We start from the raw sequence: 14,751 nt of genomic DNA, 5'->3' as shown, positions 1-14,751 counted from the left end.
TATATTTACTGAAAAAGTGGCATAATTTGCTACTTCATATCGTTTCCGGTTGTATCGGAATGATTTAACCGCAGAGGGCGCAGAGAACGCAGAGGGAGAGAATACAGAGAGGAATAATTCCGATGCTACCGGATTTGATATTATTAGTTGTCAATTATTGAGAATAATGCTAACAAAACTTACACAGAAACCGGGTTTTTTAACGTAATTAAGTCAGGTAAACTCCGAAGGTGGAAAAAAGAAACCCGGTTTGATTGCGCGATATCCAGGAGCGTCCCTGAGTAATTTTGACATTGTTTTGGCTCGCCTTCGGTTGCAATTGTCACCTTTTTATTATCACCCCAAACTCGATTAATGGTTTCCTTGTTTTGGCGATATAATATCCTGTTGGGAACGCCTTTGTTTAACTTTGTTTAAACTGAGGCGATCGCCTTTTCTAAAGTTTTAAGTAATGCTCGATTTATCTCTCCTAAATTAGATTTTTTACAATCTTTATGGTCAGCCGAAATTTTAGCTATTTTTCCTTGCCTTCTCGTTATTTTATGCGAGGGATTGAATTTTTTCAACTGATTAAAATTCACCGAATCAGAGGTTATATCGTTTCCGGTTGCATCGGAATGATTTAACCGCAGAGGGCGCAGAGAACGCAGAGGGAGAGAATACAGAGATGAATACAGGACGATGCTACCGGATTTGATATTAGTTTTCCGTCAAACAGTTGAGGTAGTTGCAAGCTAGGGTTAAATTGGCTCAACTCAAGGGCGATTCCCTACCGCAACGGGCCCCCACGCGCGTTCGGGATAGGTTCGCACGCGCCGAGACTTTTTGCCCGATTTTTGCGATTTTTGAGAAGTGTAAAAATTTTAGATAATACAAATGTTTAGGGTATCACATTTTTGGCGAAAGTAAAGGTATTTCCAGCTCGATCGATAGAAATGGCGATCGCGAGGATTAAAGTTTGGGCAAAGTAATGACAAATTCCGTAGAAACTCCCATTTCACTTTCTATCTTTAAAGTGCCAGCGTGTTGGGCAATCCGATCGCGAGTGAGAGATCAGCTAAAACCGACTGCTTCTGCTGTTGGTTTAGTAATGAAGAAAAGATGGCAGATTTTTGCTTTAATTTCTAGAGAAACTCTGAGGGTATTGTCGCGCCAACCAAGTTCAACTGCTTTTGCCAGTTTTTCCGTTTTCAGCAAGTTTTTGAGAGTAAATTTTATATTTATCGATCGGTTCCTTGCTGCTATTTTTCGGCTTGTGAAAGACAGCATAACAAGCACGATCAATGATATTTATCAAAGCGCGGTTTAAATCAGAGAAGCCTACTTCCGACAGAGCGATCGCACTGTCATACTCAGTATAAATTATTATATAGCAATCCTTCCAGGAGTCGTAAATTTTTGACCCCACCCCAACCCTCCCCTTATCAAGGGGAGGGAGTAAGAAATTCACAAATGATGCGAGGATGGCTATATTGAAGCGGCGAGCGATCGGCTGCTATGATCAACCAACAGCTACAAACTTAAGAAGCCGTTTTCAATATGGCCCTCGCTTCCTCAATATTTTCGGCAACCAATTTGCCCGACTCGATAAAGGCGGCTCTTTCAGTATCGCTGAGTTCAAGTTCCACTATTTGTTCCACTCCCTGAGATCCCAAGCGGCAGGGCACTCCTAAAAAGATATCTTGCACGCCGTATTCGCCGTGCAAATAAACGCAGCAAGGCAACAGTCGCGACTGATTAAATAAAATAGATTCTACCATCAAACAGACAGAAGATGCGGGTGCAAAATAAGCACTACCAGTCTTCATTAATTCTACAATTTCGGCGCCACCGTGGCGAGTCCGCTGTACGATTCGATCGATCGTCCCAGCATCCATAAGTTGATTGATGGGAATACCGTTGACAGTAGAATAGCGGGGCAAAGGAACCATCAAATCGCCATGAGAACCGATGACAGTTGCATTGACTTCAGCAATTGAAACGCCCAATTCCATAGCAATAAAAGTTTGAAAGCGGGCGGAGTCGAGAACTCCCCCCATCCCCATGACTCGGTGTTTGGGCAAATCTGCCGCTTCCCAAGCTAAATAAGTCATGATATCTAGGGGATTTGTGACTGTGATTAAGATTGCTTCGGGAGAATGCTCGATCGCCTGTTTTGTGGCTTCGGTGACAATTCGAGCATTGATTTTAATTAAATCTTCGCGATTGATACCGGGCTTGCGTGGCACTCCGGCGGCAATTACTATGATATTTGAGTTTGCCGTATCTGTATAATTATTTGTACCGACAATTTGGCGATCGTGACGTTCCACTCCCCTGGCTTCCATCAAATCCAAAGCAACGCCCTGCGGCCAACCCTCCACAATATCTAGCAATACTACATCTGCCAGATTTTTCTCAGCAATTCGCTGGGCTAACGTACTGCCGACTTTGCCTGCACCAATAATTGATACGCGGTTTGATGGAGAATTCATTGGGTTTTAGGTTTTAGATTTTAGATTTTAGATTTTAGATTTTAGCAATCAGCTTAATTGGGGAAAGGTGCGCGGTGTGCACCCTTCGCTACATTAAGAACAGTGAGGTTTAGTTGTGGTGAGTTACTTAAAATCTTCGAGTTGGTCTACCCGCAGCCAAATATTGGGGGTGGGAACTTTGCCAAATTTGACGAAGGCGTAGTCGCCGCGAACATCCATCACTTCGCCCTTTGTTTCAAATATATACGAGGAAAAGCGCTGGTCGCTGGCTTTGGCTTCTAGACTGTTTTCCAATTTTTCGCGTACAGCGCGAACTATACTGCCTTTCTTGATTGCCATAACTTGCTTGGTTTAGTTTAAAAAACTATACAAATTTTAATCTAGATTTGGCTGCAAAGTCACTCGGCGATTGAAATCGCTACTAAACAAACGAAGTCCGCCTACGCGGACTAAGGAATAAAGGGGTGCGATTCGTGGGGTAAATCTAAAATCTAAAATCTAAAGCCTAAAATCCATTGACTGCTTCCTATGTCTGACAAATGGGGCAAAAATGAGTCGATCGCCCTGCTAATTTTATACGTTCGATGGTTGTGGAGCAAGTGCGACAGGGTTGGCCGGCGCGATTGTACACCCAAGCGACACCGCCGTAGTTGCCGTTGACACCTTGGACGTTGAGAAAATTGCTAAAAGTGGTGCCACCGGATTCGATCGCCTTCTGTAAAACTTGAATAATAGCTGTATGGATGCGCCCAATTTGCTCTGGCGTCAAATCCGCGCACAGAGTTGTGGGCATCACTCCCGACAAAAACAAAGTTTCGTCTGCGTAAATATTGCCCAAACCAGCTATCAGTGCCTGGTCTAGCAAAGCTGTTTTTATGGGTCGCGCCCGTCGGTGCAGCTTGCGGGCCAAATATTCGGTTGTAAATTCGTCTGAAAACGGTTCAGGGCCTAAGAGTTTCAGACCGATGACTGTGCTCGAAACCTCGGTTTCTGCGGGCACGTACCACATTTGCCCGAAGGTGCGCTGGTCTACAAACCGCAGTTCTTGGTTTCCCTCAAAAAACAGCCGTACTCGCGCGTGTTTTTGCAGGGGATCGGATCGGTTCACCCACAGCAGTTGTCCTGTCATCCGCAGGTGAACGCCCAACCAGCCGGCTTTTGAAGGCAAAAGGGAGGGGTAGAAAGAAGGCGTTGGGGAAGAGTTTGGAGTTTGGGCAAGAAATTCTCCCACTCTCCCCCTCTCCCCCTCTCCCTCTCTCGCCCTTTCCCTTTCTCCTTCTGGGAATTGAGATAGTTCTGCCAGTAGATATTTGCCGCGTCTGTACCAGCGGGCGATCGACTTTCCTTTGAGTTGTGTCAAAAAATCGGTCGCAGAGATTGAGCGGGCGATCGTGCTGTTTAGCAACACGTCCCCGTCCAAAATTTCTCGATCGAGGGTTGCTTGATTCAATCCCCGGCAAATAGTTTCAACTTCTGGCAGTTCTGGCACAATTAGCGTTGTTCTGTTCCTTGATTTGGCGAACCTTCGACGCTGCCGGTCACTTCGGCACCGGGTTTGCTGTCGGTCGAAGTTTTCGGCTGCTGGGGGGCTCCTCCGCTGCCGGTTTTCCGGGTTTTCTCGTCCAGCGTGGTTTGTTTGCCGCCGGAAGCTACTGGAGTCCCTGTTTTCGCTTTTGCTTTGGGTGCTGACACTTCCACTAATTCGCTTTGGGCGAAGTTGTTGGTGTTGACGCCTGCATAATTTACGCTGTTAAAGCGAACGATAACTGGGTATTTAATGCCGCTTTGGTCTACCGTAGCAACGGTGCCCACTTCTTGATACCAGAAGGATTCTTTGCGGAGAATCCGAACTGTAGAACCGCGTTGAACCATGAGCTTTGTTTCCTTTGCGATGAATAAACGGATAAAGCCATTTTTTTTACTCTAGTCGATCGCGCGACGCATTTGAAGTCTGCAAGGAAATTTTTACCTGTCGCGCCGTTTTTTGATCTGCTGTTTGTAAAGAAAAGTAAATACTTTGCTAGGGCGATCGCTGGGGTTGCAAAATAAATAAACAGACATTATCCGTTAAATACAAGCTGTGCGATCGGATCTATAAAAAACTTTACAAATAGGAGAGCGGGCCGGAGCGCCTACATAGTGCATTAATAGGATTTAGGCAGAGCCGTGGCAATCCCCCAGCAGGCCGCGTAGCCCCAAGCGCTCTGGGAATTGCCACGGCTCTGCACGAGAAGGTTGCGTAAATCCTCATTCAGTCAAGTTATCCACCATCTAGTGTGTTAGTTTGAATCCTGCATCTAATCATCTAGCGATTGATAGCACCAACTCGGACGGCGCAGGAGATTGAAGGTATCTAGGTATCGAACTCGATCGGGCGCTTCTACTGTAGCAATCGCTTCATGCAATAAGCCTTGAGGGTTATCTACGTCCCACAAAGGATGAACGATAATAACGCTTTTATCCCCCACTGCAAAACCCGGTAAAGCGCCGAACTGTTCCCCGGAACAACTAAACGAAGCACAAAATATATCGCGCAAAGCAGTTGCATTCAGCAGCCAATTTTCTAAGTCAGGAGTAGAAAAATCCCCATCGAGTCCGCATTGAAAATTGCTGCTAGCCAATGCCCTCAGCAAGGAAAGCCCCAAACGCCAATCCAGCAGACCGTGATAGTTCATATTGCGGTACTGCTGCAAGCAATCGTAACAAGAAGAGTCGCATTTTTCGCGGTGTTGTGGTGACATAATTGCCTCAGCAAAGCTATTTTGAGAATTCAGAATTTTGTCTGTAAGGATGTCTTCCCAGTGATTAGCTAGCCAATAGGTAAAGCCAGAACCGTTAGCAAGCCGATCGCTAATTACAATTTCTCCTACTTTTTCCTTAGTATCGTCTAATTCAGCCTGTCGCAAACCGCTCACGTCTAATTCTTCAGGATCAATGTCTAACTCCTGTGCTGCTACAGCACGAACCATGAAAGCGGCTGAGTAGAAAGCAGCTTTGACGGCGGAACCATACGCAACAGGATCGAGGCACAATCCAACAGGTACAGCAGCAGGTTTAATTCGCAGTACGCCAGTGGTTTTTGGGGCAACAATGGCAATTTTCTCTGGCTCGCCCGGCTGTTTAAACTTCACCCCATTATTTTTATTTTGAAATCTCTCATCAATCCACTGATTTGTTAATAGTTTATCACCGCGTCCAAATGTGGCATTTCCGGTTGCTCCCTTAAATAGCTGTCCTCGATTGTCATTCACCCGGAAAACGCGACCGGATTCAGAAAAAGCTGTTTGAGTATTGGTATTATTTACTAAGTTAAAAGGTGGAGATTTTGATTCGGCTACGCTGGCTGCACCTGTAATTAACGCATCATATTCATCTTTAGCATCCGCCCCAGGATTGAGGCTGGTACGGAAAGCTAAAGGGACAGCCCACTGAAAAACTCGAAATCCTTGTTCCTCATTTGCCCCGCATTCTGGACAGATTATATGTTCAAATTTTGCATCATTTGTGTCCGTATGTTGGCACCGCTGACACCTCAACATCCATTGGCGATCGCTCAGAGGTGCGCCAGCAGGAACCAACCCATTTTTAGTGTCGGGAATTAACGATGCTGTAAACCCGATCGCAGTATAAATTCGCTTGTCTTTAGTTTTTTCTGAACCGGGGGCAAATTCAGAGACAGCTAAATCTAAATCTCGATCGATAGTAGAAACTTTTTGTTTTCTGGACGGATCGTGATGATACAAATCACGCACTCTTGAGGGCATCCCGTACATCGGCAAAACCCCGCCCTCAGCAAGGCGTTCTGCCAATCCATCTCCAGTCAATTCTAAGTTATTGGTACACTCATCAATCTTATTAAATAAATCATGACGTGCATACTCTTCAAGTTTGTTGCGATCGATACCTTCAACACCGACTAGCAGAGAATTTATAACCTCGGTGACTTGATTGGATTTCTCTAACCAATTACGAACTTGTTCGCGGCGTTCTTCCGTTTCCTTCCACTTTTTAAGTGTCCCAAATTCGCCGTGACTGTCCGGTTTTTTTTCTACTTCCCAGCAGGTGACACTAGCATCCTTAAATGCACGTCTCAAACATTCTTTGGCTAAGAGGCGCTGCACGATCTCAACCTGTGACATAGAAAGAAAAGGAACTGGCGGCGGATCGCCCGTAATTTTTTCAGGATGGCGGTAATAAAATTCATCGTGCGATCGACCCCGACAGAGAGTAAGTACGATCGCGAAAGCCTGACCCCGGCGCCCCCCGCGACCCGCACGCTGCTGGTAATTAAAGCGCATAGGCGGCATATTTGCCATCACAACAGCCATTAAACTGCCAATATCAATTCCCACCTCCATTGTGGTAGTCACGTTCAAAATGTCGATGATATCTACCTCTGGGATAAAATCTCTTTTTTGTTCGCCAAAATTCACGATGATGTTGCGGAAATGTCGCTGTCTTTCGGCTTGATCGTCGGTTTGTCCGGTCAACTCTTCGCAGTGCAACCGCAACGGTTGACGCTTATTTACAGCTTGGGTGGCGAAATAATTGCGATCGTATAAATCTGCACATATTTTATTAGGTTGCACTGATAAATTTGCTAAACAATTAGTACAAATACCTCCCGCACGGTTCAGGTGAGGGCGCTGGCACGAATCGCACTGCCACACGGGGTCATCGGATACTGCAACTCGTACAGATAAATGCCGGGGATTAAGTTTAAAGTGGTGGTGCTGACCGCATTCGCAAATCGCAGATTTCAATGCCTGCTGCAATTCCTGTTCTGAAATTCCGCAAGCTTTTGCACACTCTTTAATATACTTACGAAATTTTGGTCGCGCATCACTCCAGTCTTTCCAGTCATCCAGCGGATAATCTTTAGGTTGCGGATACCTGTACAATTCACCTAAAATTCGCAAGCTGCCGTCACAAATACTCTCAAATACTGAAGGTGAAAGTCCGCATTGGATTGCTAGCTGTTCTAATTGATTTGGCGGTAAATTCAGGCGAACATAACCCAGACCCGATGCTTCAATCCCAAAGTACAGGCGACTAAAAAGTGTGTCGCAGACCTCAGATTTAACTTTAGAGCGAAGTTTGTTTTCTCGCCTTTCCTGTGCGCCAGGAGACAATTTAGATTTCCATCCTGCGGTATGAGAGGAAAAATCAAACAATTTTGTCCAATGATGCCAGTCACTATCATAATTAAATTCCTGGTAATCGACATCATTACCAGCAGGATTGACTCCCAACACTTTCAATCGCTGTATGAGCAAACCAGGATCTTTATTGTCAGGATCTTTATTGTCAGGATCTTCACTGTCTGGTTCAAACATTATGCAGAGAGGAACTGTGCGGGTATTAACTATTTGTTGAATTTCGTTGAGTACCTTCTGAGCCTGATCTCGCCGATTTTGATACATTTCCCTATCTTCTGAATCAAGACCTTCTGGCCAGGTTTTGTTAAGATTTTTAATAGCTTTTTGTAACTCTTCAAAAACTTTTGGGTTACGTTGAGCAAATAACTGGGCTTCAGAACGAGTAGGCTGACCGTATTGTTGAATATCTTCTAACAGGTGCGATTTTCCTATAGCAAGTTGTCCAAGTTCATCAAAAAGTGCTTCTCGTACCAGGTCGTCATAGTGAACTCGCTCAATTCCATTCGAGATAGAAGCTGCATCTTCACGACTATCAGAAAACACGACTAATTTGCGGGATTCTGCATCGAACGGTAGCTGATAAAACAGTTCTTTGGAAAGTAATTGGCTAACTTTAGAAAAACCAGTGCGGAACCATCGAATTGAAGATTTGCGAAACTTACGTTTCCTATAGTCTGCACCGCAGCATGGACAAATTGAGGGTAACGAGCCAATAAATTCTTGCTTCTCTGCTGAGAGCGATCGCAAGTGAAACAAATAGCCTTTCACCCACTGTTCCTCCAGGGAATCTGGATCTCCTAGAATAACGCGACCACTGCGGGTATCTAGCGATGCTTTATCCCACCAAGCCTTCTCGCCACCTTCACCTTGTCTCGATGGCTGTTTCCAACCTTTGCAAACATCTTCATCAATATTTCTAAAAGGCCAAAATACGGCAAACTCTTGATACTTGCGGCGATCTAAAGCTATGGCTGTTTTGCGATCGGGAATTCCCTCAATGTCCGGTTCTGTAGGCAAAAGTTCCCATCCGTCATTATTCTGTCTGGTCAGCCTGTTTCCCCCCAGAAATACAGTTTTGCACTGTTCGCAGTAAAGAAGTTCTAAAACTCGGTAATTATCGCAAAGTATGGGAGGATTTTCTACAAATAGTTTCCCAACAGGTCTATTTTTACCAATTTCGTTTTCCTCACACCCGTGATTTGGCTTAGTGCAAGCCCACAGCCCTTCGATATTCCTGAAAAACCAGTGCAGCCTGAACGATGGCAAGGAAGTTTGCTCGGACAAACCGCGAGCGACAAGCAATCCTCTTACTGCCAGTTTGAGATTTTCATTTGTTAAGTCATTGCCAAACATTTTTTGACCAAAATCAGCGATCGATACGGCACGAATTTTGTCATCAACGTTACAAGCATCGACCATTCTAGCGCCAATAGCCGCGCTTTCTGATTCCACAATTTCGCGGCAAGCACTGTATGCCACAGTTTCCTGCAACCGTTCTATATTATTGATTTCAGGTGCTTCTGCTAATGCGATGAACGGTTCGACATCAAGGAATTGTTGACCTTCAATTGGCGGAATTGGCTCTAAATGACCGGGTATAATCTGTTGGGAATGCCATTCAACGCCGAAGAATTGATTCAGGAATTCTAAGCTTTTTGGATCGTCTGGTTCCAGAGATGCACTAGAGGCAAGAATCCGCAATTTTGGATGACCTGGATGCAGCCCCAAGCGTTGCAGCAACAGTCGCAGCAAATAAGCTACTTCAGTCCCAGAAGTGCCGCGATACAAGTGCAATTCGTCAACAATTAAATGAAAGACGCTGCCATCTTTGTTTAACCATGCCTTCGTTTTTTCAAAAATATCTTGATCAATATTCCGCATCAGCATGATACTGAGCATAGAATAGTTGGTGATTAAAATATCTGGCGGGGCATCTTTCATATCCCAGCGACAGCGCATTTCTGCACCATCAAGCCTGGGAAAGAAAAATGTCACTTCTTGGGCTTTCTCTGTTGCCTCTTCAAAGCTATAACCCTGCTCTATCAGTTTGTCACGCTCCTCCTCGGCGTGTTTCCTAGCTCCCGTGGCTGATTCCTCCATTTGCTGTATTGCTTCGAGCAGTTCTTTTATTTTTTTGCCATTAGGTTTACGATTTTCTGTGTATTCATGCCCCGGCACGGGGGTAACGCCGTTGTATCTTCCAAAATAGACTCGGTTGCCTTTTCTATGATCTTTAAACCAATCTCGTGCTTCTTCAGAATCTAAAGCGCGACGCAGCCTGGTAAGTTGGTCTTCAACTAAGGCATTCATAGGATATAAAATCAGGGCGCGAACGGCGGCATCCCGGTTTTCATGACTTCTCTGAGAAACGCGATAAGAACGCTTAAAACTGCGGTTTTTCTTCCCTACAGGGTTACATTCATTTTGCCAGTCCTCATTTTTCCACCAGTCGTTGAGATGAGGTTTCTCTGGCTTAGGATTATCCCAATTTCTCGATTCTTGGGCAAGATAAGCAAATAGCGGTAACATAAAAGATTCAGTTTTCCCTGAACCAGTACCCGCCGTTACTACAGCATTTTGGCCCGCTAATGCCTGCCGCAGCATTTGGATTTGGTGGCTATACAGTTCGTAATTACCTACAAGTCCGCAGGAGGCAAGCTGTTTAAAATCTTGAAGGGCAGATTCATCTAATCCTGGTACGTTTGAAATATCTAAATCATGGATAGTTTTACCCGATCTTTGATAGCGGGGCATCGGTTCAATCCAGGGTTCTTGATGGAATGCACCGGGTTGGAGCAGCAGTCTTTCGCGCTCTCGTTCTATTTCGGGGAATTGAGTTCCGAAAGCGGTTTTTATGTACAGTAGAAAGTTGTCGCGGATTGTGTTAAAGGCATTAATTGGATCGTGCATAAATTACCTCACTATGTTATATTTAAAGATTGCTGCAAGAGTGTCTGACGTAATTTAGCTGCGGTCATTTCTGCTATTTGAGGGGGAATTGCGGAGAATAACTTGAATCCCTGAATTTGCGGATCGTGCGGCAATTTTTTTACATATGTTGCTGCATAACCTGAACAAAGGGTTAAGGCTCTTTCTAGGAGTCGTGGCAGATTGGCGCTGGCTGGTACTGCCATAATGAATCTGCGTTTGTCGTAGATCAGAACATTCATTCGCAGTGCTTTGAGAATAGCATACCTTCCCCAATCAAGGTCTGTTTCTGTACACATTCTATCTTGCCAAAGATAGTACGATTGGGTGTTTCGCGATGGATGACTGTATCGGCTGATACGGATATTAGTGTCGGTTTTTTCGATGGTTTTAAATTGTAATGAACTAGGCTCAAAGGTTTGGTGTTTCCAGCTCAATTCAGAATCGTTAGCCCATTTGAGGGTAGCTAAGTAGTCGTCAATACTCGCGGCAAAATGCAGCAAAGACCAGGCTGAGGGCGTTTCGATAAAAGGTATGCCGAGAGAAGATGCGATCGCCTGTAATTCCCTTACATCCTCTGCTTGCAGGGCCACTCGCTTCGGTATCAGCTTTAATTCACTCGCTTGTTCTTGGATTTCAACGTTGATGTGATTTCCCACAGACTGACAAGCATCTGATAATTGTTGAATAGTAGCAGGCGATCGCGCTCCTGCTAAAATGGCTTGAGGAAAGCCAGCACTTGGCAATCGCACCAATACAGGACTCGCAGCATAAACCTTATTCTTGCTGCTATCCTCGCTAAAATTAAAGTCACAGTGACCCAGAGAATCGAGGGCGCGAATTGCTTGCAATCTTTTATTTTTGATTTTGTCTTTGTCCGTATTTTCCTCTTTCAAACCATTCTCAAGATTATACAAATAATCAAAGGTTTCCTTAAAGGATAGCCAAGCAACTTCCTTTTTTCCAGAAATAACGTAGAGCAGTTTTTCGCTAGTTTCAGACACGTTCTGCCTCCTTTTGAAACTGTTTCCACAATGCTTTCAAGTTGGAGCGATCTGGCGGGTAAATTTTCTTGCGATCGTACCACAGGATTTCTTTCCATTCCCGCATTTTCTTTCTGTCTTTGCACTTGGAAATCGTCGGTTCTGACTCGGATAAATTGGTGCCGCAAAACATTGCTTGACCGCGATGGCGACCTTTGGAAATCGCCCAAACAGGCTCCCAATCTGTAGGTAGCGATTCCGCAGGGCAGATTGCTATTTGCCCTGGTTCTTTACCTACATAGAAAATCCGCTGCTTTCCTTGTATTGGTAAAAAAGTGTTAAAGTTAAAGTCTGGGAAATCAACGCCCTGCACCCATGCACCAGAAACGCCCGCGCTCTCATTTTCCCCGGTGTGGATCTTCCCGAAGCGATCGAACTGTGGCGCGTTGCTTTGGGATGGCAAAGAATAGTTTTCTACCAATAACAGAGAACAGCGTTTGATAATATCATCTCCACTGCGTGCTTCAATTAGCAACTTCGTTTCCGCTGTATCGGCTGGCAGTTCATAAATACCTGCTGCTTCCGTGCAATCTAACAGCTTATTATTGCCAAATACTTTTATTGATTCATTGGCACCTTGCAGAACCAATTTCGGCGGGGCAAACTTAAAGAATTTATTGCCTCTTTCCAGGCGGATTCCCCCAGCTAACTCTAGCCGTACATTAGTCGGTAAAGCTAAGATTGGGTATTTTTGTTTAATCAGCTCGTCACTGCAAGCAGCCTGCGCTTTGAAAAAGTGCCACCCACTGGGCAAACCATCTATTATTTGCAATTTTTCAAAGCCTTGACAGCTCGATTCTCCCCATCTTGTCAGCAATTCCAAACACTCTTGATGAGCAGCTAAATAAAATGGCTTTTGAGTGGGCAACTGCCGCACTTCCACAATACCTGGCAATCCCTGACTGTCTCCATTAACGAATACTCGAATGGGCGATGCTGGCAGCCTAAAACACCATTTAGAGTCAGCCGATCGCACTTGCAAACCTTTCAACCAATCAAACTCACAACCAACCAGCGGTTTTCCGTCTGACTCACATATTAGAGGTGAAGACAAACCCCCACTATCTTCGTAACAGGAAAAAGCTTGAGAATTGTCTTCTAAAAATAACAGCAAATCCTCTTCAGTAAATTCGTGTTTGGTACTGCAACGCAAGCTTAGGCTAGCGCGTTTGGCAATTGAATCGAGTTTGCAGCACAATCTCAAGATTCCGTAAATCTGCGTCTTACCTGAATCTTCAGCAGTTCCATCCCAATCGCGCAATTCATCAATAATCCATTCGAGCAATGCTTGGCGCAGTTCGTCGCTGTCTCTGGTTTCTTTTAATAAGCTTAAAGTCCGTTCTCGCAGTTGTTTGCGCCCGTGCTTGACTAACAAAAGTGCGATCGCCCCCTCAGCGGGATATGAAATAGGATCTAAGTCAGCAGCGGCAAAAATAGCCGGGAGTGCGCGCCGTTCTTCCTCAGTCAGAAGAGTTTGTGCAAGCGGCAATCCAATGTGATTTCTCTTGCCAATGCTGGTGCTGTTGAAGATACCCAATTCGCCAGATTTATCTTGATTAGACCATTTTTCTAAATCTTCCCAGAGTTCCGACATCCGGTTAAATGAAGGATACTGCCCTGTGGTAGGTTCTTCGCCTAGTAATGTTCGCAAGCGCGGATAGTAAGAATGGGCGGCAAAAGTTCCTTCAATACCGGCTGCTAAGACAAAGAGCGCTAAATAAGCGATATAAGGCGGATAGTCTAATTCTCGCTGCTGCCAATTATCCCGGCTTTGTAAGGCTTTCACGCACAAACCCTGCCTTGTCACCCCAGGAGGCCCCGTTTTGATAGCTGCAATAAAATCTGAGAAATCAGCACCCCTTTCTTGACCAATATCCGTTATTAGTTTCTCTGTGACATACAGGTGAACGGTACTGCCCGCCATTTCCGGTTTAAAGAAATGAGCTGCAATTGAATTATTCCAACTTAAATAATCCATTTTTATGTTTTATATAATTTTTGACGGCAATTGGTAATTTTAAGTATTATAACGTTATTTGCCAAGCAAGCGATTGCAAAATCCGCATTTAATACCCTTTTTTAGCGATGCTTATCAAATCCTCTAAATACTGCCGTATAAGTAACAAAAATCGAGTTAATGTCGGTGAAGTTACTGAGTTAAACTATGATGTATTGAGAAAATTTAATAAATTAATGACAGATAAGATCGATCGACCATTAGCAACAGTAATACTCGCGATCAGTGCTGACGGTAAAATTGCCGATGCAGTGCGATCGCCCGCGAGATTCGGTTCTGCCAACGACAAAGCCCACCTCGAACAGCAAGTAGCAGCAAGTGACGCGGTTTTGTTCGGCAACGGCACTTTACAGGCCTATGGGACGACGATGAGAGTGATTTCGCCGGAATTGCTCAAACAGAGGGAACTGCAAGGGAAGCCACCACAACCGGTGCAAATTGTGTGTTCGCGATCGTCCCAATTTGACCCAAATTTGCGATTTTTCCAACAACCGGTGCCTCGCTGGCTGCTGACGGGGCAAGACAGTAAGGAAACGGCATTGCCGTCTCCTCTCAAGAACGGGCAAGATGCCCGTTCCACAAGAGATGAATTTTCTTGTGGAACAGGCATCTTGCCTGTTCATAAAAGGCTTATTGACAAGGGTGCAACATCTCAATTCGATCGAATTATCTATGCGAAAACCGCAGGTGGAGAGATTGATTGGATTGATGCGTTTCAACAGTTAGCAAACTTCGGTATCAAACGCTTGGCGATTCTGGGCGGGGGAAAACTCGTAGCCTCTGTGCTGGCTGCGGGCTTGGTAGACGAACTTTGGCTGACGGTGTGCCCGTTAATTTTGGGCGGGGCGGATGCACCGACACCTGTGGAGGGAGAGGGTTTTTTGGCTGATTTAGCTCCGAAATTGCAGCTTTTGGCGGTTAAACAGGTGGGACAAGAGGTATTTTTGCATTATAGATTCGGGGCGGGCTAGAAGCCCAACCCCTACTCCCCACAACACTTGTGTGGCACAGGCATCTTGCCTGTGGCGGGCTAGAAGCCCAACCCCTACTCCCCACAACACTTGTGTGGCACAGGCATCTTGCCTGTGGCGGGCTAGAAGCCCAACCCCTACTCCCCACAACACTTGTGT

9 protein-coding genes are annotated in these 14,751 nt (G+C 45.2%); 1 reads left to right on the top strand and 8 read right to left on the bottom strand.

Translation table 11 applies throughout. The features are described 5' to 3' along the window. Nucleotides 1–1,053: 1,053 nt before the first annotated feature. The 8 genes from QUB11_RS21780 to QUB11_RS21745 all read right to left on the bottom strand — a co-directional run bounded on the left by QUB11_RS21780 (nucleotide 1,054) and on the right by QUB11_RS21745 (nucleotide 13,582). Complete coding sequence (locus QUB11_RS21780; RefSeq protein ID WP_333391728.1) at nucleotides 1,054–1,269, bottom strand: hypothetical protein; 216 nt, start codon at nucleotides 1,267–1,269, stop codon at nucleotides 1,054–1,056. Between the two features lie 251 nt (nucleotides 1,270–1,520). Beyond that, on the bottom strand, nucleotides 1,521–2,474 hold the full coding sequence (mdh, locus tag QUB11_RS21775; protein ID WP_333391727.1) for a malate dehydrogenase: 954 nt from the start codon (nucleotides 2,472–2,474) through the stop codon (nucleotides 1,521–1,523). Nucleotides 2,475–2,597: 123 nt separating this feature from the next. Then, entirely contained in the window at nucleotides 2,598–2,813 is a 216-nt protein-coding gene (locus tag QUB11_RS21770; RefSeq protein WP_015178120.1) for an NAD(P)H-quinone oxidoreductase subunit O, read from the bottom strand. A gap of 187 nt (nucleotides 2,814–3,000) precedes the next feature. After that, the gene (locus QUB11_RS21765) at nucleotides 3,001–3,963 is read right to left on the bottom strand and encodes a DNA-formamidopyrimidine glycosylase (RefSeq protein WP_333391725.1); all 963 of its coding nucleotides are present in this window, start codon (nucleotides 3,961–3,963) and stop codon (nucleotides 3,001–3,003) included. Nucleotides 3,964–3,965: 2 nt separating this feature from the next. Beyond that, nucleotides 3,966–4,346, bottom strand: a complete 381-nt coding sequence (locus QUB11_RS21760) for a photosystem I reaction center subunit IV (protein WP_333053993.1) — start codon at nucleotides 4,344–4,346, stop codon at nucleotides 3,966–3,968. Between the two features lie 425 nt (nucleotides 4,347–4,771). After that, nucleotides 4,772–10,543, bottom strand: coding sequence for a DEAD/DEAH box helicase (locus QUB11_RS21755; protein ID WP_333391723.1), 5,772 nt, complete (start codon nucleotides 10,541–10,543; stop codon nucleotides 4,772–4,774). A gap of 11 nt (nucleotides 10,544–10,554) precedes the next feature. Continuing rightward, the gene (locus QUB11_RS21750) at nucleotides 10,555–11,565 is read right to left on the bottom strand and encodes a hypothetical protein (RefSeq protein WP_333391722.1); all 1,011 of its coding nucleotides are present in this window, start codon (nucleotides 11,563–11,565) and stop codon (nucleotides 10,555–10,557) included. Then, complete coding sequence (locus QUB11_RS21745; RefSeq protein WP_333391720.1) at nucleotides 11,558–13,582, bottom strand: hypothetical protein; 2,025 nt, start codon at nucleotides 13,580–13,582, stop codon at nucleotides 11,558–11,560. Before QUB11_RS21745 ends, QUB11_RS21750 begins: the two co-directional genes overlap by 8 nt. A gap of 215 nt (nucleotides 13,583–13,797) precedes the next feature. Here QUB11_RS21745 and QUB11_RS21740 point away from each other — a divergent pair, with 215 nt between their 5' ends. Next, nucleotides 13,798–14,592 (top strand): dihydrofolate reductase family protein, encoded by a 795-nt coding sequence (locus QUB11_RS21740; RefSeq protein WP_333391718.1) that lies wholly within the window; start codon nucleotides 13,798–13,800, stop codon nucleotides 14,590–14,592. Nucleotides 14,593–14,751 lie beyond the last annotated feature (159 nt).

This window comes from Microcoleus sp. B6-A1, from assembly GCF_036705085.1.
Lineage (GTDB): Bacteria > Cyanobacteriota > Cyanobacteriia > Cyanobacteriales > Microcoleaceae > Microcoleus.
Note: the sequence above shows the minus strand (reverse complement) of the source record. Positions and strands in the feature narration are given on the sequence as shown.